This window comes from Methylobacterium goesingense (assembly GCF_022179225.1).
GTDB classification, from domain to species: Bacteria; Pseudomonadota; Alphaproteobacteria; order Rhizobiales; family Beijerinckiaceae; genus Methylobacterium; species Methylobacterium goesingense.
This window is the reverse complement of record NZ_BPQL01000038.1, coordinates 1-26,692: the sequence shown is the minus strand read 5'-3', so window position 1 is coordinate 26,692 and position 26,692 is coordinate 1. Positions and strand designations below refer to the sequence as shown.

Here is a 26,692-nt window from a genome sequence, read left to right as displayed (position 1 = left end):
GCCCCAGGGGCGCCAGGCCGTGCGCTCGATGTGCTCGTAGCGCAGGATGGTGAGGGAGGAGTTCCAGAACTTCGCCTCCTTCTCGGCGAAGTCATCGAGCGCACGGCCTGGCGCCCCTGGGGCCTCGACTACGTTCCCCGCCGCTTCTGCAGCGCGGTGGCCACCACCTCGGACGGCATCCGCCGCAAGGTGGACTATTCGGTGCGCGACGGGCTCGGCATCATCGGGGCCGATTGGGGCATCGAGTTCTGCGTCCACGGCCTCGACCGCAACCTGTCCTACGCCTATTCCTCGGCCTGCCGCGAAGCCCGTCCGTGAGCCGCACGCTCCGGCGCCCGGCGCGCCTCGCCCTCGCGGGCCTGACCCTTGCGCTGGCGGCGCCCACGGGGGCGTCGGCCCAGGGGTTCGAGCGCGGCGGCACGCCGGGATCGTTCGACTTCTACGTCCTGGCCCTGTCCTGGTCCCCGACCTATTGCGACGGACCCGGCGCGCGCCGCGAGGCGGATGGCCAGTGCCGGCCGGGGCGCGGCCTCGGCTTCGTCGTGCACGGGCTCTGGCCGCAATACACCCGGGGCTACCCCTCGAACTGCTCCTCCGTCGAGCGCTCGCCGACCCGGCAGGCGATCGAGGTGGCGGGGCAGGTCTATCCGAGCGAGGGGCTGGCCCGCCACGAGTGGCGCACGCACGGCACCTGCTCGGGCCTCGACCCGGTCTCGTATTTCCAGGCGGCCCGGGACGCCCGCGCGGCGGTGACCATTCCGGACGCCTTCAAGGGGCTGGAGCGCGACACCCGCATGGCGCCGATCGAGGTCGCCCGGCAGTTCGTGACGGCCAATCGGGGCCTGCGGCCCGACATGATGTCGGTGACCTGCCGGGGCGGTCAGCTCCAGGAAGTGCGGATCTGCTTCACCAAGGACCTGCGCGGCTTCACCCCCTGCCCCGAGGTGGCCCGCCAGAATTGCCGCGCCGGCGAGGTTGCCATCGACGCCGCGCGGTAGATGATGCCGCGCTTCGCCCCCGGGTCTGGTCGCCGGGGGCCGCGGTGAGACGGGCCCGGACCTCATGAATTACCGCCACGCCTTCCACGCCGGCAATTTCGCCGATGTCCTGAAGCACCTCGTGCTGGCCCGCGTGCTGGCGCATCTCTGTCTGAAGCCCACCGGCTTCCGGGCGATCGACACCCATGCGGGGCTCGGCTTCTACGACCTCACCGCCGACGAGGCCGGGCGCACGGGCGAGTGGCAGGACGGCTGGGGCCGGCTCGCGACCCCGTTTCCCGAGGCCGTCGAGGATCTGCTCGCCCCCTACCGGGAGGCGGTGGCGGCGGTGCAGGCGCGGCACGGGGCCGACACGTATCCGGGCTCGCCCGCCCTCATCCGCGAGTTCCTGCGCCCCAGCGACCAGGGCGTCTTCGTGGAACTGCACCCGGCCGATGCCGAGACCCTGCGGGCGCGCTTCAACCAGGATTCGCTCTCGAAGGTGATGCATCTCGACGGCTGGACGGCACTCAACGCGCTGATCCCGCCGCCCGAGCGCCGGGGCCTCGTCCTGATCGACCCACCCTACGAGGAACTCGGCGAGATCGACCGCCTCGGCGCGGCGCTCGTCCGGGCGGTCGCCAAGTGGCCGACCGGCACCTATCTCGGCTGGTATCCGATCAAGGACGTCGCCAAGGTCGACCGCATGGTGGCCGAACTCGATCGCGGCCTCGCCCGCCCGGCCCTGCGCCTCGACCTGATGGTTTCCGAGCCCGATCCCACCCGCCTCAACGGCAGCGGTCTCGTCGTGATCAATCCGCCCTGGCGGCTCGCCGAGGAGGCGATGCTGTTCCTGCCGGCGCTCGCCGAGCGCCTGGCCCGGGGCGACTACGCCGCCTTCCGCTGCGAGGCCTTCGGGGCACCCGCCTGACCCCTTTCGCGCGTCGTTCCGCCCGTGCCGCGAAGCGGAATGCCTCCGAAGGCGCGCAGGACACGTCGCCCTGGTCCTCACGTGCGACGCAGCCGGATGACCGTCACCGGGATCGTGAACGACGCGACCGGGGCGGCGTCCAAGCAGGGGGCTCGGCCTCCGCTCCGATCCGCTGAGATGCGCTTCGCGAAATCCTGAGGAGGGCGGCAGGGCGCGGACGAAGGTCCCGTTAAGGATCGCAATGGATCGGCGGTGTCGGTAAAGTCCTGTTGCCCTTCACGGGTTAAGAGGGGCCGGCCTTCCCCCGGGACCCGCCTTGATGCCCCTCCACCCTGTCGATACCCGTGATCGCGCGCCGAACGGCATCAATCTGTCGGAACTGCTCGGGGCCTTGAGCCACGCCCTCGACCTCACCGAGGGCCAGCCGATCGGCCATTGCGTGCGTGCGACCTGGATCGGCATGCATGTCGGCCGACAGATGGGCCTGCCCGAGAACCATCTCTGGGAACTCTACTACACGGTGATGCTCAAGGATCTCGGCTGCTCCAGCAACGCCGCCCGGATCTGCGAGCTGTATCTGTCCGACGACCTGAGCTTCAAGCGCGATTTCAAGACCGTCAGCGACAGCTTGCCGAAGGTACTCGGCTTCGTCTTCGCGCATACGGGCCTCAAGTCGGGCCTGGCCGAACGCTTCAAGGCCGTCCTCAACATCCTCCAGAACGGCGGCGCGATCGCCGACGACCTGATCCAGACCCGTTGCCAGCGGGGTGCCGAGATCGCCGCGCAACTGCGCTTCCCGCCCGCCGTCTGCGAGGCCATTCATGCCCTCGACGAGCACTGGAACGGCAGGGGCCGCCCGGACCAGTTGGCAGGGCCGGCGATCCCGATTTATGCCCGCATCGCGCTCCTGGCCCAGGTGGTCGACGTGTTTCACACGGCGGCCGGCCCCGAAGCGGCCCTGGCGGAGGTCCGGAGCCGCAGCGGGAGCTGGTTCGATCCGCACGCGGTGGCCTGCTTCGAGCGGGCCGCTGCGATGCCGGGCTTCTGGGAGATGCTCGCCTCCGAGGCGATCACTGAGGCCGTCACCGCCCTGGAGCCCGCGCAGCGCGCCGTGGTGGTCGACGAGGATTATCTCGACGACATCGCCCGCGCCTTCGCCAAGGTCATCGACGCCAAGAGCCCGTTCACTTCCGGACATTCGGAGCGCGTCGCGGTCTATGCCGATCTGATCGCGGCGGAGCTCGGCTTCACCGCGGAACGGCGGCGCTGGCTGCGCCGGGCCGCATTGCTGCACGATGTCGGCAAGCTCGGCGTCTCGAACTCCATTCTGGACAAGAACGGCAAGCTCGACGAGGCCGAGTGGCGCGACATGCGCCACCACGCCACCCTTTCCGAGGGCATCCTCACTCGGGTCGCCGCCTTCCACGAGATGGCGCGCATCGGTGGCGCCCATCACGAGCGCCTCGATGGGCGGGGCTACCCGCGCGGTCTCCAAGCCGAGGCGATCGAGCCTGAGACCCGGATCGTCTCGGTGGCCGACGTGTTCGACGCGCTCACCGCCGACCGGCCCTACCGCAAGGCGATGCCGATCCCGAAGGCCCTCGAGATCATGCGGGCCGACCTCGGCACCGCCTTCGACCCGGTCTGCTTCAACGCCCTGGAGCGGGCCCTCACCGCCTTGGAGGGCGGGCTCGCCCAGGTGGCCGCCTGAGCTTGATCCGCCCCTGTCATCCTAGCTTCACACGCCACGGTCATGTCCCGTCCCTGGCGGACCGCCGAGCCGGTGGATGCGCCCGGATTGACCGCGCGGGCGCACCGTCCACGCGCTATCGTGTCGGAGGGGTGGGACAATGCGGGCGGACGAGCGCTTGGAGGCCGAACCCGGCAAGGGTCTGGCCCGCGCCGCGATGGCTGCGCGCCCCGAGGCGGTGACGGGTGGCAGGGAGGCGGAGGAGAGCATGGCCAAGGGAGGGGCGGCCAAATCTGATCCGGCCAAGTCCGATTCAGCGAAGTCCGACGTGACGAAGTCGGACAAGCGCCTGCGCCCGCCGGGTTCCAAGAGCGTCGGCTGGGCCCTGGTCCAGGCCGCGCGCCTGCACCGGTCCCGCGTTGGCGACCGGCTGGCGGACGTCGACCTCTTCGCCGGGCAGGAACAGGTCGTGCAGGCGCTGGCGGCGGCCGGCACCATGACGATGGGCGATCTCGCCGCGACCCTGCGGGTGCGCCCGCCCACCGCCTCGAAGACCATCTCGCGGTTGGCGGCCCTCGGCTTCGTCGAACGGCGGGCCGAGGCCGGCGACGGCCGCATCGTGCGCGTGCGCCTCACCGAGATGGGTCTGACCAAGGCTGCCGCCATCGAGCGGATCTGGGACGATGTCGAGGCCGAACTCCTCGACGGATTCGACGGCAAGGAGAAGCGCCGCCTGCGCAAGCTGCTGCGCAAGGCCGCCCGCAACCTCGCGGAGGTTTCGGGCGTGACCGGCCACGAGGTCGAGGGCGATTCCGAGATGGACGAGGACGAGCCCGACACCCTGGCGGTGCCGGAGGCGCTGTAGGCCCCACTCGCCACCCGGTCGCGTCGAGCTCGCTCAGCGCAGCCGGAACGGTTCCGCTTTGCTCGCTTGCCGACGCAGGGCGGCGATCCGGGCCCGCTCCTGGAGCGGCGACGGTCGCGGCGGTTCGATAGGGGCCGGTGTCCCGGCCTTGCGCATCATCCCGGAGCCCGCATGCATCGCGCGCCGCCGCCGCCGATCGCGCCGGTCCCAGGCCTGGGCGAGTCGCGTGGCGACCTGGTCGAGCAGCCAGATGAACGCCGAGACGAGGATCGCGAGGCTGCAGGCGACACCGATCAGGAGCCCCCAGATGCCGGGGGCGGGAATCACCATCAGGCTGACGAGGCCGATGCTCGCCATGAGGGGTATCCAGCGCGCCATCTCGCTTCCCTACCGAATTCCGTTCCTCCTGATTGTCCCGCAGGGTCGATAACATTTAGTGGATGTGGCGGGTGGTCGCGGAGGCTCCGCCACCCGAGGCGTCGGATATTGGGCAGGTGGCGCGTTCGTTGCGGCCCCGCCCTGCCCCACAGGCGGGTGCCCGCATCGCCTCTGCTGCCTTAAAGCTGCACGCGCGGATTCGCAGCGGGCGGGGCGCCGGGAAACGGGATCGGACCGTGGAAGACACCTCGGGGCACGCTGCATCGCGCAGCCGGCGACTTGCCGGCATCGCCCTGATGTGCGGAACGCTGGCCTTCTTCGCCTGCCTCGACGCCTCGGCCAAGACCCTGGCCGGACACGGCGTCGACCCGCTGCTCTCCACCTTCATGCGCTACGCCGTGAATGTCGGCCTCGTGCTGATGGTGCTCAATCCCGTGCGCACGCCCGGGGTCGCGCGCACGAACCGGCTCGGGCTGCAGGTGCTGCGCTCGCTGCTGCTGTTCGGCTCCACGGCCCTCAACTTCCTGGCCCTGCGCCAGTTGCAGCTCGCCGAGACCCTCTCGATCCAATTCGCCACGCCCCTGATGGTGGCGCTGCTCGCCGGGCCGCTCCTCGGCGAATGGTCGTCGCCGCGCCGGCTCGTGGCGGTGGGGATCGGCTTCCTCGGGGTGCTGGTCATCGTCCGGCCGGGCGTCGGCGCGTTCCAGCCGGCGGTGCTCCTCAGCATCGGCAACATGCTGTGCTACGCGTTCTACGTCCTGACCACGCGCAAGCTCGCGAGCGTCGATTCGACGGCCACCACGGTGTTCTATTCGGGGCTGGCCGGGCTCGCGGTGATGAGCCCGCTCCTGCCCTGGATCTGGACCACGCCGACGGCCTGGAGCACCTGGGCCCTGCTCGTCGGGGTCGGATTGTTCGGCACCCTGGGGCACTGGCTGCTGGTGCTGGCCCATGCCCGGGCGCCGGCCAACGTGCTGGCGCCCTTCATCTACACCCAGCTGCTCTGGTCGGTGATGCTGGGATACCTCGTGTTCGGCGACGTGCCGAACCGATGGACGCTGATCGGCGCGTCCATCGTCATCGGGTCCGGGCTCTACCTCCTGGCCCAGGAGCGTAGGTCGGCCCGGACGCGTCCCGCTCAGCGGTGACGGTGGTGGTGGCGGCGCGACTTCATGCGCGTGCGATAGGCCCGGCGGCCCGGATCGATCCCGAGGGCCCCGTTCACCGTGCCGACCGCGCCGCCGACCGCGCCGCCGACGATCCCGCCGATCGGTCCGGCGACCCGGTCGCCCTCGGCCGCGCCCCGGCGGATGCCGCCCGGCAGGCCCTGCGCCTCGGCCGCGCCCGAGAGCGCGAAGGCGGAGAGGACGAGGCTGGCGGCGAGCAGAGCTTTTCTCATGGTGCTGTCTCCCAATGACGCCGCGTCTCGGCCGCCCCTCGAACTCGGCTCCGGGCCGAAACCGGCCGGCACCCGAACGCGTGCGGAACAACGGCCGAGCTTGAAATAGGCTCCCGCGGAACGTCTGCGGTGTTTGACGGAGGCTTAAAGCTCGCTGGTCTCGGGCCGGCGCCGCTGCTAGAAGCCGCCGGATGGACGCTCATGGTGATCTCCGGACGCGGCGCGGCGCGCCGATCCCGTCCGCCCTGCGAATTATGAGCCCGGCCTGCGCCTGAGGGCCGCCGCGGCGGTCCGACGCGAAGGCCGGGAGGGCGAGGATTCGCCTCCATTCCGCCGGCCCGGGTGGCAGATTGCCCGCCGACCGCCTCCAAGACCGATCAGCGCCGAAGACCCCCCAGACATCCCATGAGCGACCAGACCTCTCCCGCCGCGGCCCCCGCCCGTGACTATTCGAAGACCCTGTTCCTGCCCCAGACCGCGTTCCCGATGCGGGCCGGCCTGCCGGTGCGCGAGCCTCTGCTGCTGGAGCGCTGGGCCGCCACCGACCTCTATCGCCAGATCCGCGTGCAGGCCGCCGGCCGCCCGAAATTCGTGCTGCACGACGGCCCGCCCTACGCCAACGGCAACATCCACATCGGCACGGCGCTCAACAAGATCCTGAAGGACGTGATCGTCCGCGCGCAAGGGGCGCTCGGCTACGACGCCAACTACGTGCCGGGCTGGGACTGCCACGGCCTGCCCATCGAGTGGAAGATCGAGGAGCAGTACCGCGCCAAGGGCCGCAACAAGGACGACGTCCCGGTCATCGAGTTCCGCCAGGAATGCCGGACCTTCGCGGGCCACTGGCTCGACGTTCAGCGCGAAGAGTTCAAGCGCCTCGGCGTCACCGGCGACTGGGACCACCCCTACGTCACCATGTCGTTCCCGGCCGAGGCCGCGATCGCCCGCGAACTCATGACCTTCGCCACCACCGGCCAGCTCTATCGCGGCTCGAAGCCGGTGATGTGGTCGGTGGTCGAGAAGACGGCCCTGGCCGAGGCCGAGGTCGAGTACGAGGACGTCGTCAGCGACGCGATCTTCGCGGCATTCCGGATCACCGACGGTGCCGCGGCGGATCTCGCGGCGGCACGGGTCGTGATCTGGACGACCACGCCCTGGACGATGCCGGCCAACCGCGCCGTCGCTTACGCAAAAAAGGTGGCCTATGGCCTCTACCGGGTCACGGCGGCGGCCGAGGACAACTGGGCCAGGGTGGGGGACGCCTACGTCCTGGCGGACACGCTGGCTGCGTCCGTCTTCGCGAGTGCCCGCGTCGAGGCCTTCGAGCGCCTGCGCGACGTCGCGCCGGCTGAACTCGCGGGCTTGACCCTGAGCCATCCGCTGGCCGGCCACCTGTCCGGCTACGACTTCGCCGTTCCGCTTCTCGACGGCGAGCACGTCACCGAGGAGGCCGGCACCGGCTTCGTTCATACGGCGCCGAGCCACGGCCGCGAGGATTTCGAGGTCTGGATGGCCAACGGCCGCGCGCTCGCCCAGCGCGGCATCGAGACCCGCATCCCCTACACCGTCGATGCCGATGGCGCGCTGACCGAGGAGGCGCCCGGTTTCACGGGAAAACGTGTCCTTAACCACAAGGGCGAGAAGGGCGACGCCAACAAGGCGGTCATCGCTGCGCTGACCGAGGCCGGCGCCTTGGTGGCCCGCGGCACCCTCAAGCACAGCTACCCGCATTCCTGGCGCTCAAAGAAGCCAGTCATCTTCCGCAACACGCCGCAATGGTTCATCGCGATGGACCGGCCGGTGGAGTCCCTCGGCGGCCAGACCCTGCGCGAGGTCGCCATGCGGGGCATCGAGGACACCCGCTGGGTGCCGCCCCAGGGCAGGAACCGCATCAACGGCATGGTGGGCAACCGGCCCGACTGGGTGGTCTCACGCCAGCGCGCCTGGGGCGTGCCCATCACGGTCTTCGTCAAGCGCGGCACCCACGAGGTTCTTCGCGATGCGGCGGTGAATGCCCGCATCGAAGCGGCCTTCCAGGCGGAGGGCGCCGACGCCTGGTTCACCGATGCGGACGGTGCCCGCTTCCTGAGGCCGGAGCACGATCCGGCGGATTACGAAAAAGTCACGGACGTCCTCGACGTCTGGTTCGATTCCGGTTCGACCCACGCCTTCGTGCTGGACGACGCGGACCAGTTCCCCGGCCTCGCGGGCGTCAAGCGTCGCCGCGACGGTGGCGACGACACGGTCATGTACCTGGAGGGGTCCGACCAGCATCGCGGCTGGTTCCAGTCGTCCCTGCTCGAATCCGCCGGCACGCGGGGCCGCGCGCCCTACGACATCGTCCTCACCCACGGGTTCGTGCTCGACCCCAAGGGCCTGAAGATGTCGAAGTCGAAGGGCAACGTCGTCGCGCCGCAGAACGTCATCAAGGATTCGGGCGCCGACATCCTGCGCCTGTGGGTGGCGGCCTCCGACTACGCCGACGACCTGCGCATCGGTCCGGAGATCATCAAGACCTTCGCTGAGACCTACCGCAAGCTGCGCAACTCGCTGCGCTGGATGCTGGGCTCCCTGGCGCATTTCGAGCCTGGTACCGAAATCCCCCATGCGGAGCTGCCCGAGCTGGAGCGCCTGATCCGGCACCGGCTGTCCGAGCTCGATGGCGAGATCCGCGAGGCCTACGCCACCTTCGACACCAAGCGGGTGGTGGCGCTCCTCAACGGGTTCATGACCGGCGACCTCTCGGCCTTCTACTTCGACGTCCGCAAGGACGCGCTCTACTGCGACCCGGCCTCCTCGACCGTGCGCCGCGCTGCCCTCCAGGTCATCGACGAGACCTTCCGCCGGGTCACGATCTGGCTCGCGCCCGTGCTGGCCTTCACGGCGGAGGAGGCCTGGCTCGACCGCTACCCGTCGGAGACCGGCTCGGTCCATCTCCAGACGTTGCCGGAAACGCCGGCTTCCTGGCGGGACGAGGCGCTCGCCGCACGCTGGCAGCAGATCCGCCGGGTGCGCCGGGTCGTCACCGGCGCCCTGGAGATCGAGCGCACGGCCAAGCGCATCGGTGCCAGCCTTGAGGCGGCCCCCACCGTGTACATCGCGGATGCGGACCTGCGCGCGGTGGTGCAGGGCGTCGATTTCGCCGATGTCTGCATCACCTCCGCCATCCGCATCGCCGAGGGCGAAGGCCCGGCCGAGGCGTTCCGCCTCGACGACGTGCGCGGCGTCGCGGTGGTGTCGGCTCTGGCCGAGGGTCGCAAATGCGCCCGGTCCTGGCGGGTGACGCCCGATGTCGGCGCAGACCCGGATTATCCCGACGTGACGCCCCGTGATGCCCGGGCCCTGCGCGAGTGGGACGCCGCCCACGCCGCCGATGTCGGCGCGAGCGCCGCGTGAAGCGGATGCCGCGTCATCCCTTCCCCCGCCTCGGGGGGAGGACCGGCCTGTGCGCCTGACCCCCTTCCGCCTCGGCCTCGCGGCGCTCCTCGTCACCCTCGGCCTCGACCAGGCGACGAAGCTCGGGCTGTATTTCGGTACCGACCTCGTGCTGACGCAGCCCTGGCGGCTCGCCCCCTTCGCCGAGTTCCTCGTGGTCTGGAACCGGGGCGTGTCCTACGGGATGTTCCAGCAGGAGGGCAGCCTCGGCCGCTGGGTCCTCGTGATGGTCTCCTGCGTCGCGGCGATCGCCCTGACCTTCTGGATGCGGCGGGCCGAATCGCGCCTGCTGGGTTTGGCCCTCGGGCTCGTGGCGGGGGGCGCCATCGGCAACGCCATCGACCGGGCCGCCTACGGCGCGGTGTTCGATTTCGTGCACCTGCACTGGGGCCGGTGGTCCTGGTACGTGTTCAACGTCGCCGACGCGGCCATCGTCGCCGGCGTGGTCGGCCTCATCCTCGACAGCCTCCGGCCGGCGCCGAAGCGCGGCGATTCGCAATCGTGAGGACGGCCCCGCATTCCGTGCGCGGATGTGATCCGTAAACCACACCGGGGATCGTTGTGCTGCGGAGGCTGGTGCGCTGCGGTCAAGGCGCCATACGATCGCCTGAAACCGGGATCAGGCCGGACGGGTCGGATCAGGCGGCGGCCAAGCGCCCATCCCGGCACGGGAAACCGGAGCCGACCAACCGGGCGAAGAACGGGGACAACATGATCGGGCATCGGGGTTTGCTGGTGGTGGTGGGCGTTCTGAGCGCGGCAAGCGCGCAGGCGCAGCAGGGCGTGTTCATGCGGGACGCCCTCAGCAATATCGGCCTGATCGAGCCCGAGAAGCCGGCCATCAATTACCGCGAGCGCGCGCCCCTGGTGATGCCGCCCAAGCTCGACGGGCGGGCCCTGCCGCCGCCGCGCCAGCCGGAAGCTTCGGCGCAATGGCCCAAGGATCCCGAGATCGTCCAGCGCGAGCGTGAGCGCGAAGAGGCCCGCAAGCCGATCGCGCGCGGCACCCAAGGGCGGATGAACGACAACAACATGACCCTGTCCATCGACGAGATGCGGGCCGGTCGCCGGGCGGGGGCCCAGGCCCGCACGGAGAACGGGCGGCCCGAAGGCGAGAACGACGACCGCAATTCCTTCTGGTCGAACCCCTTCGGACTGCGCTCGGCGGAAGTGGCGGAGCCCTCCGCGGTGGAGCCCGACCGCGACGTGCTCACCGACCCGCCGACCGGTTACCGCAAGGCACCGCGCAAGATCGCCAAGAGCAACGGCGATCCCGTGAACAATCCCTCGCGCGAGCGCGAAGAATCCGATCCGGGCGCCTACCTGCGCGCCCGCTCGGCGAACTGAACCTGGGTCCGGTGCCGGCCCCGCGCGGGCTCCGGTCGCCGTCGAGGGCCCGACGCCCATCCGCTTCGCCCCCGCCGGTGGCGCGCGGCGGGCGCAATTCCAACAGGACGGATGGCTCCGCAACGGGCCGGCCGCGGAAGGATCAGCATTGATGCATCTGTTCAGGAAGGACACGCCCCATTTCGGTCCGTCGCGCGGCCATGCCAGCGCCGGCCGGGCGGACGCCGCCCCCTTCGGGCGCTCCGAGGCGGGCGGACCCGAGGTCAGCGCCTTCGCGCTCGACAATGGCCTCGACGTCGTCGTCGTTCCCGACCACCGCGCCCCCGTCGTCACCCACATGGTGTGGTACCGCAACGGCTCGGCCGATGACCCGCTCGGCCAGTCGGGCATCGCCCACTTCCTCGAGCACCTGATGTTCAAGGGGACCGAGCGGCACCCGATCGGCGCCTTTTCGAAAGCCGTCTCGGGCCTCGGCGGCCAGGAGAACGCCTTCACATCCTACGACTACACCGCCTACTTCCAGCGCGTGGCCCGCGATCACCTCAAGACCATGATGGAATTCGAGGCCGACCGCATGACCGGCCTCGTCCTCGACGACGCCGTGGTGGCGCCCGAGCGCGACGTGGTGCTGGAGGAGCGCCGCATGCGGGTCGAGACCGACCCCTCCGCCCAGCTCTCCGAGGCCATGGCCGCCTCGCTGTTCGTGCATCATCCCTACGGCACGCCGATCATCGGCTGGATGCACGAGATCGAGGAACTGAACCGCACCCACGCCCTCGACTACTACAAGCGCTTCTACACGCCCGAGAACGCCATCCTGGTGGTGGCCGGCGACGTGACTCCGGACGACGTGCGCCGCATGGCCGACGAGACCTACGGCCGCGTCACCCCGCAGGGCACCCGGCCCGTCCGCCTGCGTGCCCGGGAGCCGGAGCCCAAGGCCCTGCGCCGCCTCGCGGTGGCCGACCCCAAGGTCGAGCAGCCGACCCTGCAGCGGCTCTACCTCACGCCGTCCTGCATCACCGCGCGGGACGGCGAGTGCCACGCCCTGGAACTGCTGGCCGAGGTGATGGGCGGCGGCTCGACCTCATACCTCTACCGCAAGCTGGTGATGGAACTCGGCGTCGCCGTGAACGCGGGTGCCTGGTACATGGGCTCGGCCATCGACGACACCCGCTTCTCGGTCTACGCGGTGCCGGCCGAGGGCGTCAGCCTGGAGAAGCTCGAGGAGGAGGTCGACCGGATCCTGCGCCGCGTCCCCTCCGAGGCCCTTACGCCTGAGGCGATCGAGCGGGCCAAGACCCGGCTCGTGGCCGAGACGGTCTATTCCTCCGACAGTCAGTCGTCGCTGGCCCGCATCTACGGGTCCGCGCTCGCCATCGGCGAATCGATCGAGGAGGTTCGCCGCTGGCCCGCCGACATCGAGGGCGTGACGCAGGCGCGCCTCGCGGCGGTGGCGGAGCGCTACCTCGTCCCGGCCCGCTCGGTGACCGGCTACCTCACCAAGGCTCGCGAAGCCGATGCGGCCTGAGACCCAGTTCTCGTGAGACCCGGGTGGCCTGAAGGCCGCCCGACGCCCTTTCGGACGGCAGCGGCCCCGCCGCCGCGCCCCCGCGCACAGCATGAGGTTTCAATGACCATGGCCACCAATCTGGTCGACACCGCCACCCGCTCCGCGACCTCGCCGACCCAGGCCGTTCCCGTCGCGACCGCCCCCGGCATCGAGGCGTGGCACGTCGAATCCCCGGTGGTGCCCCTGATCGCCCTGGCCTTCACCTTCGAGGGGGGCGCCGCCCAGGACCCCGAGGGCAAGGCCGGCGTCGCCCAGATGCTCGCCCGCCTCCTTGACGAGGGGGCGGGCGACCTGTCCTCGGACGCCTTCCAGGAGCGCTTGGCGGCACGGGCCATCGAGCTGTCCTTCCATGCCGGGGCCGATGCTCTCGGCGGCTCGCTCAAGATGCTGGTCAAGCACGCGGACGAGGCCATCGACCTCCTCGCCCTGGCGCTGGCCAAGCCCCGCCTCGATCCCGATGCCATCGAGCGGGTGCGCGCCCAGACCCTGGCGAGCCTGCGCTACCAGCAGAACGATCCCGGCGTGATGGCCTCGCGCCGCTTCTTCGCCGAAGCCTATGCCGGCCACCCCTATGCCCGCCCGTCCTCCGGCACGGCCGAGAGCATCGCGGCGATCACCCGTGACGACCTCGTGGCGATGCATCGTCAGATCATCGGACGCGGCGCCGTGAAGGTCGCGGCGGTCGGCGCCATCGACGCCGAGCGCCTCGCCGAGGCCCTGGACCGGGCCTTCGGCAAACTCGACATGGCCGAGCCCCTGAAGGCCGTGCCGCAGACGCGGGTCCAGAATCTCGGGGCGCGCCACGTGGTCGACCTCGACGTGCCGCAATCGGTGATCCGCTTCGGCCTGAACGGCGTCGCCTGGCGCGACCCCGACTTCATCCCGGCCTACGTCCTGAACCACATCCTCGGCGGCGGCTCCTTCACCTCCCGCCTCTTCCAGGAAGTGCGCGAGAAGCGCGGCCTCGCCTACTCGGTGGGTACCTCGCTCGTCAGCCACCGCGCCGCCTCGATGACCTGGGGCTACACCGCCACCAAGAACGAGCGCGTCGGCGAGGCCCTGTCGGTGATCGGCGAGGAGATCGGCCGGCTCATCAGCGAAGGTCCCTCGGACGACGAACTGCAGAAGGCCAAGGACTACCTCACCGGGTCCTACGCGCTCGGCTTCGACACCTCGACCAAGATCGCGCATCAGCTCGTGCAGATCGCCTTCGAGGGGCTGGGCATGGACTACATCGCCCGCCGCAACGATCTCGTCGCCAACGTGACGCAGGCCGATATCCGTCGCGCCGGCGCCCGCACTTTCGCGGATGGCCGGATGCTGGTGGTGGCGGCCGGACGCCCGACCGACTTCTAGGGACTGCCGGTCCCGAGGATGTTCGGGGGTGATCGCGGATCACCCCTGACAGTCCGGCGATCCCGCGCACATCCCCCCTGGTCGGCCAAGGTTCCCCGCCTACCTCGCAGCGTGAGAAGCGGATCTCATCGCCGTGCCGGAGAGCGTGCCCGTGGCCCACGAGGAATCCCCAACGGGGCAGCGGGCCCTGCGCCCGGCCGTGATGCTGGGCGCGCTCGGCATCGTCTATGGCGACATCGGGACCTCGCCGCTCTACGCCTTCAAGGAGGCGGTGCGCGCCGCCAGCGCAGGGGCGCCGCCGACGCCGATCGCGGTGACGGGCGCCGTCTCGCTGATCCTGTGGTCGCTGATCCTCATCGTCTCCATCAAGTACGCGGTGCTGATCCTGCGCGCCGACAATCGCGGTGAGGGCGGCATCGTCGCCATGCTGGCCCTGCTCGGCGCCCGCCACGCCAAGCCCGGCTCGTGGACCGGCGTGCTCCTCGTGGTCGGCCTCGTCGGTGCCGCCCTCCTCTATGGCGACGGCGCGATCACACCCGCCATCTCGGTGCTCTCGGCGGTCGAGGGACTCAAGGTCGAGGCGCCGGGGCTCGCGCGCTTCGTGGTGCCCATCACCATCGCCATCCTCATCGGCCTGTTCCTGGTCCAGAGCCGGGGCGTGGCCTTCATCGGCCGCATCTTCGGGCCCGTGATGCTCGCCTGGTTCGTCGTGCTCGCGCTGCTCGGCCTCGGCGGCATCTGGCACGCGCCGCAGATCCTGGCCGCGGCGAACCCGCTCAAGGCGATCGAATTCCTGGGCCATGCGGGCTGGCACGTCAGCTTCGCCATGCTAGGCGCGGCCTTCCTGGCGGTCACCGGCGGCGAGGCGATGTATGCCGATCTCGGGCATTTCGGGGCCGGGCCGATCCGCGCCTCCTGGTTCGGCCTCGTGCTGCCGGCCCTGGTGATCCACTATTTCGGACAGGGCGCGCTCCTGCTGGTCGAGCCCGACGCCATCGAGAATCCGTTCTACCGCCTGAGCCCCGACTGGGCGCATTACCCGCTGATCGGGCTGGCGACGGTGGCCACCGTCATCGCCTCGCAATCGATCATCTCGGGCGCCTTCTCGCTCACCCAGCAATCGATCCAGCTCGGCTTCCTGCCGCCGATGCGGGTGGTCCACACCGCCCGGCACGAGCGCGGGCAGATCTATGTGCCGATGGTGAACTGGCTGCTCGCCGCCGCCACCCTGAGCGCGGTCTTGATCTTCGGCTCCTCGGACGCGCTGGCCGGCGCCTACGGCATCGCGGTGGCCTCCCTGATGGCGATCACCACCCTGCTTGCCGCCCTCGTGGCGTTGAAATGGGGCTACAACCCCGTGGCCGTGCTGGCGGTGAACGGGTTCTTCCTCCTCATAGACCTCGTGTTCCTGGGCGCCAACAGCGTGAAGCTGTTCGAGGGCGGCTGGTTTCCGCTGATGCTCGCCGCCCTGGTGGCGTTCCTGATGCTGACCTGGCGCAAGGGCAACCAGCTCGTCGAGGCGGCGCGGGTTTCGCTCCGTCAGCCCGAGGGTGAGTTCCTGGAGCAACTCCGGCGCGCGCCGCCCATCGTCCTGCCGGGTAACGCCGCCTTCCTGTCCTCGGCCACCAGCGCGATTCCCCTGCACCTGTCCCGCTTCGTCGAGCGCAGCCACGCCCTGCACAAGCGCATCCTCATCGTCACCGCCCGCTACGAGGAGGAGCCCACCCTGCCCCGCGACCAGCGCGCGGAGGTCGTGGTGATCACGCCCGACATCACCCGCGTGATCCTGCGCTACGGCTTCATGGAAGACGCCTCGGTGCCCGACGGCCTGCGCTGCGCCGTCGAATCCAAGCGCCTGCCGCCAGAATGTCTGGAGGATCTCACGATCTTCATCGGGCACGAGACCATCATCCCGAAGAGCGACCAGCGCGGCATGGCGACCTGGCGGGAGGAGATCTACGCCTTCCTGCTGCGCAACGCCGAGCGCACCGGCGCGCATTTCTGCGTGCCGACGCGGCAGCTGGTGGAGGTCGGCACCGAGATCGAGATCTGAGCTCGGGGCATCAACTCTCGCGCGGACTCCGCCCTACGGCCTTGCGGGCAGCGCTCCGGGTGTCGCAAAAGGAAGCGGCGCGGGCGGGCGGACCGGTCGCGCCGAACCCGGGACGTGTAGCGTAGCGATGACCGAACTGGCGCCGAAGGCCCTGGCGATCCGCCTGCGGCAACAGGCGATCCTCTCCGATTTCGGGGTCGAGGCCCTGCGCGCCACCGAATTGCTGCCCCTGCTCCAGCGCGCCACCGAACTCTGCGCGGAGGGGATGGAGGCGCAGTTCTGCAAGGCGCTGGAATACAAGCCGCACCAGGATTGCCTCCTCGTCTGCGCCGGGATCGGCTGGGCTGCGGACGCGGTGGGCACCACCATCATCGGCGCCGACCTCGCCTCGCCGGCGGGCTATGCCCTGAAGACGGGCCGCCCCGTGATCTCGAACCACCTCGAGAACGAGACGCGTTTCCGGACCCCGAAGCTGATGGCCGACCACGGCATCCGCCGGGCGATCAACGTGCTCATCGCCAACCGCGACGGCAATTACGGTGTGTTGGAGGTGGACGACACCCGCGAGGGCCAGTTCGAGGAGGCGGACATCGCCTTCATGCAGGGCTTTGCCAACCTCGTCGGCGGCGCCATCGAGCGCCAGCGGGCCGAGGCGCGGCTGAAGGCGGCCCTGGAGCGCCAGGAACTCCTGTCCCGCGAGATGAGCCACCGGGTGAAGAACAGCCTCGCGGTCGTGGCAGGCTTCCTCGGGCTGCAGGCCCGGGGCTCCGACAACGCCGACGTGAAGAGCGCGCTGGCCGATGCCCGCACTCGGGTGGAGGCGGTAGCCCAGGTCCACGACCAGCTCTGGCGCCAGCCGAGCCTGGAGGCGATCGACGTCGCGGGCTTCCTCGAGGCCCTCTGCGCCAAGCTGCAGGAGAGCGCGCCGCGCCATCGCATCGTCTGCCGCGCGGCGCGGGTGAACATCCCCGCCGACCTCGCGATCCCGTTGGGGCTGTTTGTCAACGAACTCGTCACCAACGCGATCAAGTACGCCTACGCGGAGGGCGAAGGCGAGATCCGGGTGGACGCGCGGCCCGACGATGCGGATGGCCTGATCCTCGGCGTGGCCGATGACGGCGTCGGCCTGCCGGAGGGGTTCGATCCGGCGGCGGCGCGCAGCGCCAGCCTCGGCATGCGCATCATCAACAGCCTGGCGCGCCAGCTCGGCGGCGCGCTGACCGTCGCCCCCGACGTCCAGGGGGCGCACTTCTCCCTGCGGGTCGCGCCGCTGGCGTGAGGGGGAGCGCCGCGCGCTCCCCGGCCGCTCAGACCAGTCCGAGCTTCTGGGCGAGGCCGATCCGCTGGAGCTTGCCGGTGGCGCCCTTGGGGATCTCGTCGAGGATCAGGATCTTGGCGGGCACCTTGAAGGCGGCCAGGCGCTCCGAGGCGAAGCTGCGCAGCTCCTTCTCCGCCAGATGCTGGCCCTCGCGCAGGACGATGGCGGCGCAGACGTCCTCGCCGAGCTTGTCGTGCGGCATCGCGAAGGTCACGCATTGCGACACCGCCGGGTGGTCCATCAGGATCTCGTCGACCTCGCGGGGCGAGATCTTCTCGCCGCCTCGGTTGATGATTTCCTTGAGGCGCCCGGTGATCGAGAGGTAGCCCTCGGGCGAGAGCGAGCCCTGGTCGCCGGTGCGGAACCAGCCCTGCTTCGTGAAGGCCTCGGCATTGGCCTTGTCGTTGCTCTCGTAGCCCGACATCACGTTGTCGCCGCGGATGACGATCTCGCCGGTCTCGCCCGCGGGCAGCGGCTCGCCGTCCTCGTCCACGATGGCGATCTCGGGGCCCGCCGCGAGGCCGACCGAGCCGGCGTAATGCGGGCGTGGCGGCAGCGGGTTCGAGGCCATCTGGTGGGAGGCCTCGGTCATGCCGTAGGCCTCGATCAGGGGCGCGCCGAACACGTCCTCGATCTCCTTCATGACCTGCGGCGGCATCGAGGAGGAGGAGGAGCGGATGAAGCGCAAGGGGTTGGCCTCGATGACCTCCCGGTTGCGGGAGGCCCGGCCGAGGATCGCCTGATGCATCGTCGGCACCGCCGTGTACCAGGTCGGGCGGACCTCGCTCATCCAGCCGAAAAACTTCAGGGCGTTGAAGCCCGGCGTACAGCAGACCTGTCCGCCCGCCGAGAGCGGCGCCAGGATGCCGGCGATCAGCCCGTGGATGTGGAACAGCGGCATGATGTTGAGGCCGCGATCCTGCGCCGTGAAGGCCAGGGTGTTGCGGATGTTGCGGGCCGAGGCGCAGACGTTCGACTGCTTGAGGGGCACGATCTTCGGGCGCGAGGTGGTGCCGGAGGTGTGCAGCACGAGGCCGATATCGTCCGGGTGCGCCGGGCCGCCCTGCGGTGCGGGCGCGGTGGCCTCGCCTTCGAAGGACAGGGTGAAGCTGCCCGCCCCCTCCGCCGGGGTCGGGGTCAGGCGCACCACCGGCACGCCGAGGCGCGCGGCCACCGCCACGGCGGGGCTCTCGGAGCCGTCCGCGACCACGAGGAGCTTCGCGTTGAGGTCGGTGAGGTAGAACGTGAACTCGTCCGCCTTGTAGCTCGGGTTGAGAGGGGCGGCCGTGGTGCCCGCCCCGATGGCGATGAAGGCGGCGGCCATCTCAGGCCCGTTGTCGAGGACGATGCCGACCCGGTCGTTCCGGCCGATCCCCTGCGCGTTCAGGGCCGCGATGGTGCGGTCCGTGAGGGTGCGGAGCTGTCCGAAGGTCAGCGGCACGCCGCCGGGGCTCGACAGCGCGGTGGCGTCGTCGGCTCCGGCCCGGATCAGGGCGTGGAGGGTGGTGGCGGCGGGATTGGCGATGGAAGTCTCGGCCATGGCGAAGCGTCCTCGAATGTCTCTGGGGTTCAGGCCGGCGTGATGGAGAGGCGACCCTGCACCCGCTCCAGGCTCTGGGAGAGGAGGCGCATCAGGGCGTAGACGGTGCCGATATGCGGGGTCGGGGTGTCGGTGAGGCGCCCGAGCTCGATGATCGAGCCGACCAGGGCCTCGAGCTCGATGGGCCGCCCCGCCTCCACGTCCTGCAGCATCGAGGTCTTGTGGGCGCCGACCTTCTCGGCACCCGCGATGCGGCGCTCGATGCCGAGCTTGAAGGTGATGCCGAGGCGGTTCGCGATGGTCTCGGCTTCCCGCATCATGTCGGCGGCGAGCGCCCGGGTCTCGGGAAATTGGCAGATGTCCACCAGGGTGGCGTGGCTGAGCGCCGAGATCGGATTGAAGCTGAGGTTGCCCCAGAGCTTGAGCCAGATCTCCGCCCGGATGTCGCTGGTCACCGGCGCGCGGAAGCCCGCCCTGATCAGGGTCTGGGCCAGGGACTGCACCCGCTCCGACATGGAGCCGTCGAGTTCGCCGAGACCGAAGCGGTGGCCTTCGACGACCTGCACCACGCCGGGTTCGGTGAGGACGGCGGCTGGGTAGACCACCGAGCCGATGACGTGCTTCGGGTCGAGGTGCTTCGCGATGAGCCCGCCCGGATCGGCGGTCTCCAGGTGCGTCCCCGTCAGGTCGCCGCCGTGGCCGCCCGAAAAGTACCACCACGGAATGCCGTTCTGCATCGTCACCACCATCGTGTCGGGTCCGATGAGGTGGTGGAGGTCGGCCGCGATCGGCCCGACCTGATGGGCCTTCACGGTGAGGAGCACGATGTCGTGCGGTCCCGCCTCGGCCATCGACTTGGTGGCCTTGAGGTTGGTCACGTGGATCTCGGAGCCGTCCTCCTCGATCAGCCGCATGCCGTTGGCCTGGATGGCCTCCAGGTTGGCGCCGCGCGCGATGAAGGTGACGTCCTCGCCCGCATGGGCGAGGCGCACGCCCAAGAATCCTCCGATGGCGCCGGCGCCGACAATCGCGATGCTCATGTGGATGTCCTCGAAAAACCTGTCCTGGTCACGTCCGGGTCGGGGGGTACGGGTGTCTCACGAAAACCCGTTCGACAACACGCCGATGCCGGCGATCTCCACCTCGACCGTGGCCCCCTTGGGGATCGGCCCGGACCCCAGCGAGGTGCCGCAGGCGATGAGGTCGCCGGGCTCCAGGGTCATGTCCCGCGAGAGCTCGGCCACCAGCTCGGCGGGGCGGCGCATCATGTCGGACAGGGGATAGCGCTGGCGCTCCCGGCCGTTGACGCGCACCGCGACTTCCAGGGCCCAGGGGTCGATGTCCGTGGCGATCACCGGACCGAAGGGGCCGAAGCCGTCATGGCCCTTCGAGCGGGTCCAGTGCATGAAGCTTGGATCGGCCTTCAGGGCCTCCAGCGCGGTGACGTCGTTCACGCAGGTGTAGCCGAAGATGTGGGCGGTCGCCGTCTCCGGGGTCAGGTCGCGGCCGCGCTTCCCGATCACGATCCCGAGCTCGCCCTCGAACAGGAGGCGGCCGGCGCCCTCCGGCGCGGTGATCGTCTGCCCGCCGGCGAGGTAGCAGCTCGCGGGCTTGACGAAGTAGAGCGGCACCTCCGGCCGGGTCAGGCCCTGCTTCTCCGCCGAAGCGTGGAAGTTGTTCCACAGCGCGATGTATTTCGAGGGCCGGCACGGCAGGTCGAGGGTGACCTGCGCCAGCGGCAGGGTCGCGCCGGTCGGTACAGGGTCCGCGAAGAGATCCCCTTCGTGGACCGCGATGGTTTCTCCGTCGAGGCGGCCGAAGCCGGCCGCGCCGTCGTGGAGGTAGCGGATCCAGCGAGCCATCGCGCGTCAGCTCCGGGCGATGAAGCGGGCGCGCATCGGCTTCAGCACGAAGAGCGCGAGGAAACCGGCCAGGAACGCCATGCCGGAGGCGACGTAGAACACCGTCTGCCAGGTGCCGGTCTTGGCCTGGATGGTCAGCAGGATTGGCAGCAGCAGGGCGGCCGTGCCCTTGGCGGTGTAGAGCAGGCCCGCATTGGCCGCTGCGTTCTTGTCGCCGTAGGTGTCGCTGCAGGTGGCGGGGAACAGCGAGTAGATCTCGCCCCAGGCGAAGAACACGAGACCGGTGAGCAGCACGAACGCCATCGGGATATGGGCGAACATGCCGAGCGCCAGGATGCCGGCGCCCTCGATCAGGAAGGCGATGACCATGGTGTTCTCGCGGCCGATCTTGTCCGAGACCCAGCCGAAGAAGGGCCGCGTGACGCCGTTGAGGACCCGGTCGATGGTGAGCGCGAAGGTCAGCGCCGGCAGCGTCAGGCCCATCAGCGAGACGGGCACGCCCGCCACCTGGAAGTCCTTGGCGATGGGCGCGAGGGAGGCCGCCGCCATTAGGCCGCCAGCCGCCATCATCACGAACATGAGGTAGAGTAGCCAGAAGACCGGCGTGCGCACCATCTCGGCGGTGGAGTACTGGCGCCGGGTGACGATGTTCACGGTCTGGGTCCGGCCGGCGAGCATGCGGTCCTTGAAGGCGGCGCTCGGCGAGACGAGGAGCAGCGCGGCCAGCATGACGATGAGGCCCTGGCCGAGGCCGAACACCAGGAAGGTGTGCTGATAGCCGGAATCGCGGATCATGTTGGCGATCGGGATCACGGTCAGGGCCGAGCCCGCGCCGAAGCCGGCGGCGGTGAGGCCAGCGGCGAAGCCGCGCCGGTCGGGGAACCACTTCAGGGCGTTGCCCACGCAGGTGCCGTAGACCGCGCCGGCGCCGATGCCGCTGATGGCGGCGGCCGCGTACAGCATCGTCAGGGTGTCGGCGTAGGAATTCATCACCCAGCCGAGGGCGCACAGCGCACCGCCGAAGATGGTGACGAGGCGCGGGCCGTACTTGTCGACGAACCAGCCCTCCACCGGCACCAGCCAGGTCTCCATCACCACGAAGATCGTGAAGGCCCACTGGATGGCGGTGCGCTCCCAGCCGAACTTCTGCTGGATCGGATCGACGAACAGCGTCCAGCCGTATTGGAGGTTGGCGATCATCGACATGCAGAGCACGCCCAGGATGAGCTGGCCCCAGCGGCCGAGCGGCGGCGAATCCACGCCGGCGGTCGCGGTCAGGCGCGGACCGGCTTCGGCGGGCGCAATGCGCGCAGTCATGGGCGTCTTCCTCGGCTCAACTCTTGTTTATGTCGTTTGGTTTTATCGGCAATTATTTTGAATTCAAGGCATGAGAACTCGAGGAAGCCTGCGGGTTTGCCGCAAAATTTTTGGGTTAAACCGACAAAAAATTTGAGCTGCTGGACACGCTTAGGAAAACCGGCAAGATTTTCTTGCGCCGCTCGCAAAGGATATTTGCAACGTCGCGCGCGGGCAGCGTTCGCCATGCCGGCGCCCTCCGAAGAAATGTCGGAAAGGGAACAATCGCCGGATTCCACCGTTCCGCTTGTCCGAAACCGACCGGTCGCATGCGGTGACCGGGACTTCGGTGGATACCAGCTTCACGGAGCGTTCTGATGAGCAGCACGACGGACAAGATCAAGGGTCTGGCCAACGAGGCCGTCGGCAACATCAAGCAGGGCATCGGTTCGGCCACCGGCAACGAGAAGCTGCAGGCCGAGGGCAAGGCCCAGGAGTTGAAGGGCGAGGCCCAGAAGACCGTCGGCGACGCCAAGGACGGCATCAAGGGCGCGGCTCAGAGCGCGGCCGACGCCGTCAAGAAGATCTGATCCCGTCATATCCTGCGCGCCGCGACCCCGAGGGGCCGACCGGCGCTCAAAACGGAATCGTCCGCGTCGAGGCGCGCCCAGCGCGGCCCGGCCGGACCGGCAACTCTCGTTGGACAAGGACTTGAGACGATGAACAGGGACCAGATCGAGGGCGGCTTGCGCAACATCCGGGGCCGTGGCCGCTCCGCTATCGGCGCCGTGACCGGGCGGGTCCGCCCGCAGGCCGAGGGCGCGTTCGATCAGGCGGCCGGAGCCGTGCAATACGCCTATGGTCGCGCCCGCGATACGGCCGACGACCTGCAGCGCGACGGCGCGCACCTTGTCAACGAGGCCCGTCATCGCGGCCGTGCCATCGCTGGAGACCTGCAGGAACGGGGCCGCACCTACCAGGGCGAGGCCGTGCGCCGTGGCCGGGTCGTCGCCGCCCGCGCCGAGGAGAACAAGGGCACCACGCTGCTGCTGGTGGCGCTGGCGGCCTTCAGCGCCGGCTGGCTGATGCGTCGCGGGCGCTGAGCCCATCGGACCCGTCGCCGGCCTCCCGTGACGCGCGAGGCCGGGGCGGCTCTTGGATGGGCGGCTCTTGGACATTCCGGTCTCGGAAGCGCCGGTTCTTGGCGCGGTAAAGGGCTGCGTCCGCCCGCGCCAGCACGGTTTCCGGGGTTTCCCGGTCCGGCGAGGACCCGGTATCGCGACAGGTCGCGACGCCGAGGCTCGCCGAGATGCAGAGTAGGCTCCCGTCGAGGTCGAACGGGTCCAGGAAGCATTGCTGGATCGCCGTGATCACCCGCCGCTGGGCGGTCGTGCCGTCCACCTCGGCCACCACCACGAACTCGTCGCCTCCGATGCGAAAGGTCCGCGCGGCCTGCGCGGTCGTCGCCTGGTCGAGGCGCCGGGCGGCCTGGGCCAGCAGCACGTCGCCGGCTTTGTGGCCGAGCGTGTCGTTGACGGTCTTGAACAGGTCGAAATCCAGCAGGATCACGAGGCATTCGGCGCCCGCCACCGGGGTGTCGAGCCACGCGATCAGGCGCTCGCGCAGGGCGAGGCGGTTGCCGAGCTGCGTGAGGTCGTCGCGCCGCGCGAGCGTGTGCAGGCGCGCATGCTCGGCATCCCGCGCCGTGACGTCCCGGTCGATGCCCCGATAGCCGAGCAGCGTGCCATCCTCCCCCAGCAGGGGGATGCCGCTCGTCTCCAGCACCACGATCCCACCGTCCCGGTGGCGGTTCCGATTGATCAGGTTCGCGAAGGCCCGCTTCTCGGCGACGATGCCGCCGAAGATCGCCCCGATCCGCGTGGCCTCGTCGGAGGGCATGAAGTCGAAGGGCGTGCGCCCCAGCACCTCGTGCGGCTCGTAGCCGAGGAGGGCCGTCACGTGGCGGGAGGAGTAGGTGTAGCGTCCCTGGGCGTCCACCTCCCAGATCCAGTCGGAATTGGTGTCGAGCATCGCCTTCAGGCGCGCGATCTCCCGCAGCAGTTCGTCCGGGCTCGCAGCGTCGTCGGGATTCGGGGCCGCCGGGGAGGAGGCGCAGTGTTTCGCGGTTCTCATGGGCAGCGGGTCGGCACTCGCGGTCGATCCTGTCCTGAAATCACGCTTAGGGATAAGGATCGGTATACGAAGCCGTCCGAGACCGGTCGCCCCGCGCGGCCGGCGGGCCGCCTGCGCGGGAGACACCACCGGATGCCGATACGCCCCTGGGCCGAACTGACGACGGAGGCGTTCCGGACCCGCGACATGGGACGGACCATCGCGGTTCTGCCCGTGGCGGCCATCGAGCAGCACGGGCCGCACCTGCCGCTGGCCACCGACACGATCATCGCCGAGGGCTACCTCGCCCGCCTGGCCGCGCTGCCGGCCGAAGACCTCGACGTCCTGCTGCTGCCCGTCCAGGCCATTGGCAAATCCGACGAGCACGACGGCTTTCCCGGCACCCTGACCCTCTCCACCGAGACCGCCCTGCGGGCCTGGACCGGGATCGGCGCGGATGTCCGGCGGGCGGGCTGCGGCAAGCTCGTGATCATCACCGCCCACGGGGGCAACAGCGCGCTCATCGACCTCGTGGCGGGCGACCTGCGCGCCCTCGGGATGGTGGCGGTGACCACGGCCTGGAGCCGGTTCGGCTACCCGCAAGGGCTGTTCCCGGAGGACGAGATCCGTCATGGCATCCATGGCGGGGGCATCGAGACCGCCCTGATGCTGGCCCTGCGGCCCGACCTCGTGCGCATGGAGGCCGTGGCGGATTTCACACCCCGCACCCGCGCGATGGCGGAGCGCTTCACCCACCTGCGCGCCGGGCGGCCCGCCGCCTTCGCCTGGAAGGCGCAGGACCTCAACCCGGCGGGCGCGATCGGTGACGCCACCCTCGGCACGGCGGAGGCGGGCGCCGCCGCCCTCGACCACGGCGCCCGGGCCGTCCTCGAACTCCTGCGCGACGTCGACCGCTTCAGCCTGGCCGGATGACGCGGATGCGTGGAGGGGAATCGCCATGCGTCGCGTAACTCCACGGCGCCCCGGAGCGAAATCCCCCGGGACGGGAGGGCCACCCTCCCGGATCAGGAAAATCTCCCGGACCAGGAAGCCCGCATGGTGGCCCTCGCCCTTCCGGCCGGACCCGGCCTCACCGCTCGTTCCGCCGCCGGCCCCGCCCGGGAGCACGGCGTGAGCCTCGATACCGGCCTCGACCGGACCCTCGCCACCGCCATGGCGGCGGCGCAGGCGGGCGACGCGGAGGCCTATCGCCGCCTACTGCGGGCCTGCCTGCCGGTGGTCGCCGGGATGGCGCGGGCGCAGGGCGTGCGCCCGGATGCGGTGGACGACGTGGTGCAGGACGTGCTGCTGACGATCCACCGGGCGCGGGCGACCTACGACCCGGGCCGGCCCTTTCTGCCCTGGCTGCGCGCCATCACCCAGCGCCGGGCCATCGACGGGATGCGCCGGGCCGGGCGGCGGCCCCGCGAGGTGCACGATCCGATCGCCTACGAGGCCGAGGCCGATGGCGGTCCGGCCCCCGGCGCGGGCCTGGAGGCGCGCGACCGCGTCCGGGTGCTCGCCCGGGCCGTGGCCGCTCTGCCCGAGGGGCAGCGCCAGGCCGTGGAGCATCTGGCGCTCGGCGAACGCAGCCTCGACGAGACGGCCGCGCTGACCGGGCGCAGCAAGGGGGCCCTCAAGGTGAACCTGCACCGCGCCCTCAAGGCCCTGCGCCACACCCTCGGGCGGGACGGACCGGAGGCGGATCGGGCGGCGGCGGACGGGGCGGATGCGCGCGAACGAGGAACACACGATGTCTGAGCGCGCCCCTCTCCCCCACGACGAATTGGTGGAAGCCCTCGCGGGGGGCTTGCGGCCCGTGCGGCGCCTGCCGTCGCCCGCCCTGCGGGCTCTGATCTGGTGCGCGGCGGCCCTGGGCGCCGGCTTTGCCCTGATGCCGTTCGCCGACCTCGAGGCCCTGCACCTGCGCATGGCGGTGCCGGACCTGCGCTACGCCGCCCTCGGCGCGCTGCTCACGGCCCTGACCGCCACCGTCGCGGCTTTCCAGACCAGCGTGCCGGGGCGCTCCCTCCGCTGGACCCTTCTGCCGCTCGCGCCGGCCGCCCTCTGGGTGAGTGCGAGCGGCCTCGGCTGCCTGCGAACCGCGACGGTCCCGGGGGTCGCGCCGCCCGAGGCCGGCGGATGCTTCGCGTTCCTGATCGGCGTCTCGCTTCCGCTCTCCCTCGCGCTCGTGTGGATGCTGCGCCGGGCCTGCCCCTTGCGCCCCAACCTCACCGCGGCTTTGGCCGGACTCGCGGCCGCGGCGGCGGCGGCCGTCCTCCTGGTGCCCTTCCATCCGCACGACGCCACGGCGGCGGACCTCGCCCTTCACGGGGTCGCGGTTCTCCTCGTCATCGGGGTCAACGGCCTCGCGGGCGGGCGTTTGTTGACGCGGGGCGGCTAAGGGGCGATCGCCGCTGCCGCTCAGGCGGCCAGGATCGCGTCCGCGACCTCGCCCGGATACTCCTCGTGCGGGCTGAGCGCCCCCGGCACGGAGGCCCGGGCAACCCGACCGGTGGCGATCAGCGCGTCCATCTCGGCGCCGGAGCGGCGCGGGGCC

General features: G+C 70.4%; 25 protein-coding genes and 2 pseudogenes. 18 read left to right on the top strand and 9 right to left on the bottom strand.

The window, feature by feature from the left end; translation table 11 throughout:
• The 5 genes and pseudogenes from MFF30_RS08160 to MFF30_RS08140 form a co-directional block, all read left to right on the top strand.
• Positions 1 to 318: pseudogene (locus MFF30_RS08160) on the top strand (hypothetical protein); the annotation flags it as partial.
• 41 nt (positions 319 to 359) lie between these two features.
• Positions 360 to 998 carry a ribonuclease T2 family protein gene (locus tag MFF30_RS08155; RefSeq protein WP_238278589.1) on the top strand — a complete coding sequence of 213 codons (639 nt, stop codon included), beginning with the start codon at positions 360 to 362 and terminating at the stop codon, positions 996 to 998.
• Between the two features lie 64 nt (positions 999 to 1,062).
• Positions 1,063 to 1,908: a 23S rRNA (adenine(2030)-N(6))-methyltransferase RlmJ gene (locus MFF30_RS08150; protein WP_238278580.1), complete on the top strand. Its 846-nt coding sequence runs from the start codon at positions 1,063 to 1,065 to the stop codon at positions 1,906 to 1,908.
• Positions 1,909 to 2,227: 319 nt separating this feature from the next.
• On the top strand, positions 2,228 to 3,619 hold the full coding sequence (locus MFF30_RS08145; RefSeq protein ID WP_238278577.1) for an HD-GYP domain-containing protein: 1,392 nt from the start codon (positions 2,228 to 2,230) through the stop codon (positions 3,617 to 3,619).
• Positions 3,620 to 3,866: 247 nt separating this feature from the next.
• Positions 3,867 to 4,463: a MarR family winged helix-turn-helix transcriptional regulator gene (locus tag MFF30_RS08140; protein WP_373320867.1), complete on the top strand. Its 597-nt coding sequence runs from the start codon at positions 3,867 to 3,869 to the stop codon at positions 4,461 to 4,463.
• A 33-nt stretch (positions 4,464 to 4,496) separates the two neighbouring features.
• On the opposite strand, the gene MFF30_RS08135 is transcribed toward MFF30_RS08140, so the two are convergent.
• Complete coding sequence (locus tag MFF30_RS08135; RefSeq protein ID WP_238278573.1) at positions 4,497 to 4,820, bottom strand: hypothetical protein; 324 nt, start codon at positions 4,818 to 4,820, stop codon at positions 4,497 to 4,499.
• A 317-nt stretch (positions 4,821 to 5,137) separates the two neighbouring features.
• On the opposite strand from MFF30_RS08135, the gene MFF30_RS08130 reads away from it, so the two are divergent.
• Positions 5,138 to 5,989: a DMT family transporter gene (locus MFF30_RS08130; protein WP_238278587.1), complete on the top strand. Its 852-nt coding sequence runs from the start codon at positions 5,138 to 5,140 to the stop codon at positions 5,987 to 5,989.
• On the opposite strand, the gene MFF30_RS08125 is transcribed toward MFF30_RS08130, so the two are convergent.
• Complete coding sequence (locus tag MFF30_RS08125; RefSeq protein WP_238278571.1) at positions 5,980 to 6,240, bottom strand: hypothetical protein; 261 nt, start codon at positions 6,238 to 6,240, stop codon at positions 5,980 to 5,982. The genes MFF30_RS08130 and MFF30_RS08125 overlap by 10 nt on opposite strands.
• A 405-nt stretch (positions 6,241 to 6,645) precedes the next feature.
• On the opposite strand from MFF30_RS08125, the gene ileS reads away from it, so the two are divergent.
• The 7 genes from ileS to MFF30_RS08090 all read left to right on the top strand — a co-directional run bounded on the left by ileS (position 6,646) and on the right by MFF30_RS08090 (position 17,283).
• Positions 6,646 to 9,636, top strand: a complete 2,991-nt coding sequence (gene ileS, locus MFF30_RS08120) for an isoleucine--tRNA ligase (protein WP_238278569.1) — start codon at positions 6,646 to 6,648, stop codon at positions 9,634 to 9,636.
• Between the two features lie 55 nt (positions 9,637 to 9,691).
• Positions 9,692 to 10,180: a signal peptidase II gene (gene lspA, locus MFF30_RS08115; RefSeq protein ID WP_238278586.1), complete on the top strand. Its 489-nt coding sequence runs from the start codon at positions 9,692 to 9,694 to the stop codon at positions 10,178 to 10,180.
• A gap of 206 nt (positions 10,181 to 10,386) precedes the next feature.
• A complete protein-coding gene (locus MFF30_RS08110) occupies positions 10,387 to 11,022 on the top strand; it encodes a hypothetical protein (RefSeq protein WP_238278567.1) in 636 nt (211 codons plus the stop codon).
• Positions 11,023 to 11,173: 151 nt separating this feature from the next.
• Positions 11,174 to 12,553 (top strand): M16 family metallopeptidase, encoded by a 1,380-nt coding sequence (locus MFF30_RS08105; RefSeq protein WP_238278565.1) that lies wholly within the window; start codon positions 11,174 to 11,176, stop codon positions 12,551 to 12,553.
• Positions 12,554 to 12,655: 102 nt separating this feature from the next.
• A complete protein-coding gene (locus MFF30_RS08100; protein ID WP_238278563.1) occupies positions 12,656 to 13,951 on the top strand; it encodes a M16 family metallopeptidase in 1,296 nt (431 codons plus the stop codon).
• Positions 13,952 to 14,153: 202 nt separating this feature from the next.
• The gene (locus MFF30_RS08095; RefSeq protein WP_238278584.1) at positions 14,154 to 16,004 is read left to right on the top strand and encodes a potassium transporter Kup; all 1,851 of its coding nucleotides are present in this window, start codon (positions 14,154 to 14,156) and stop codon (positions 16,002 to 16,004) included.
• A 127-nt stretch (positions 16,005 to 16,131) separates the two neighbouring features.
• Positions 16,132 to 17,283, top strand: coding sequence for a sensor histidine kinase (locus MFF30_RS08090; protein ID WP_238278561.1), 1,152 nt, complete (start codon positions 16,132 to 16,134; stop codon positions 17,281 to 17,283).
• Positions 17,284 to 17,311: 28 nt separating this feature from the next.
• Here MFF30_RS08090 and MFF30_RS08085 read toward each other — a convergent pair whose 3' ends face one another.
• Genes MFF30_RS08085 through MFF30_RS08065 form a run of 5 tightly spaced genes read right to left on the bottom strand, consistent with a single transcriptional unit; the run spans position 17,312 to position 22,268 of the window.
• Positions 17,312 to 18,862: an acyl--CoA ligase gene (locus MFF30_RS08085; RefSeq protein ID WP_238278559.1), complete on the bottom strand. Its 1,551-nt coding sequence runs from the start codon at positions 18,860 to 18,862 to the stop codon at positions 17,312 to 17,314.
• 29 nt (positions 18,863 to 18,891) lie between these two features.
• Complete coding sequence (locus tag MFF30_RS08080; RefSeq protein WP_238278557.1) at positions 18,892 to 19,902, bottom strand: ketopantoate reductase family protein; 1,011 nt, start codon at positions 19,900 to 19,902, stop codon at positions 18,892 to 18,894.
• Positions 19,903 to 19,959: 57 nt separating this feature from the next.
• The gene (locus tag MFF30_RS08075) at positions 19,960 to 20,724 is read right to left on the bottom strand and encodes a fumarylacetoacetate hydrolase family protein (RefSeq protein WP_238278554.1); all 765 of its coding nucleotides are present in this window, start codon (positions 20,722 to 20,724) and stop codon (positions 19,960 to 19,962) included.
• Positions 20,725 to 20,730: 6 nt separating this feature from the next.
• A complete protein-coding gene (gene oxlT / locus MFF30_RS08070) occupies positions 20,731 to 22,041 on the bottom strand; it encodes an oxalate/formate MFS antiporter (RefSeq protein ID WP_238278551.1) in 1,311 nt (436 codons plus the stop codon).
• The gene (locus MFF30_RS08065) at positions 22,038 to 22,268 is read right to left on the bottom strand and encodes a hypothetical protein (protein WP_238278549.1); all 231 of its coding nucleotides are present in this window, start codon (positions 22,266 to 22,268) and stop codon (positions 22,038 to 22,040) included. The genes oxlT and MFF30_RS08065 overlap by 4 nt, the downstream gene beginning before the upstream one ends.
• 129 nt (positions 22,269 to 22,397) lie before the next feature.
• Between MFF30_RS08065 and MFF30_RS08060 the strand changes: the two genes are divergently transcribed.
• Positions 22,398 to 22,610, top strand: a complete 213-nt coding sequence (locus tag MFF30_RS08060; RefSeq protein WP_055946396.1) for a CsbD family protein — start codon at positions 22,398 to 22,400, stop codon at positions 22,608 to 22,610.
• A gap of 129 nt (positions 22,611 to 22,739) precedes the next feature.
• A complete protein-coding gene (locus MFF30_RS08055; protein ID WP_238278547.1) occupies positions 22,740 to 23,123 on the top strand; it encodes a CsbD family protein in 384 nt (127 codons plus the stop codon).
• Here the strand turns inward: MFF30_RS08055 and MFF30_RS08050 are convergent.
• On the bottom strand, positions 23,089 to 24,153 hold the full coding sequence (locus MFF30_RS08050) for a sensor domain-containing diguanylate cyclase (RefSeq protein ID WP_238278545.1): 1,065 nt from the start codon (positions 24,151 to 24,153) through the stop codon (positions 23,089 to 23,091). The two genes, MFF30_RS08055 and MFF30_RS08050, sit on opposite strands and share 35 nt — an antisense overlap.
• A 132-nt stretch (positions 24,154 to 24,285) precedes the next feature.
• On the opposite strand from MFF30_RS08050, the gene MFF30_RS08045 reads away from it, so the two are divergent.
• The 3 genes from MFF30_RS08045 (at position 24,286) to MFF30_RS08035 (ending at position 26,536) form a co-directional block, all read left to right on the top strand.
• Positions 24,286 to 25,065 carry a creatininase family protein gene (locus MFF30_RS08045; RefSeq protein ID WP_238278543.1) on the top strand — a complete coding sequence of 260 codons (780 nt, stop codon included), beginning with the start codon at positions 24,286 to 24,288 and terminating at the stop codon, positions 25,063 to 25,065.
• A 240-nt stretch (positions 25,066 to 25,305) separates the two neighbouring features.
• Positions 25,306 to 25,893 (top strand): sigma-70 family RNA polymerase sigma factor, encoded by a 588-nt coding sequence (locus tag MFF30_RS08040; RefSeq protein ID WP_238278582.1) that lies wholly within the window; start codon positions 25,306 to 25,308, stop codon positions 25,891 to 25,893.
• Positions 25,886 to 26,536, top strand: coding sequence for an NrsF family protein (locus MFF30_RS08035; protein ID WP_238278541.1), 651 nt, complete (start codon positions 25,886 to 25,888; stop codon positions 26,534 to 26,536). The genes MFF30_RS08040 and MFF30_RS08035 overlap by 8 nt, the downstream gene beginning before the upstream one ends.
• A gap of 20 nt (positions 26,537 to 26,556) precedes the next feature.
• On the opposite strand, the pseudogene MFF30_RS08030 reads toward MFF30_RS08035, so the two are convergent.
• Positions 26,557 to 26,692, bottom strand: a pseudogene (locus tag MFF30_RS08030) (alpha/beta fold hydrolase); the annotation flags it as partial.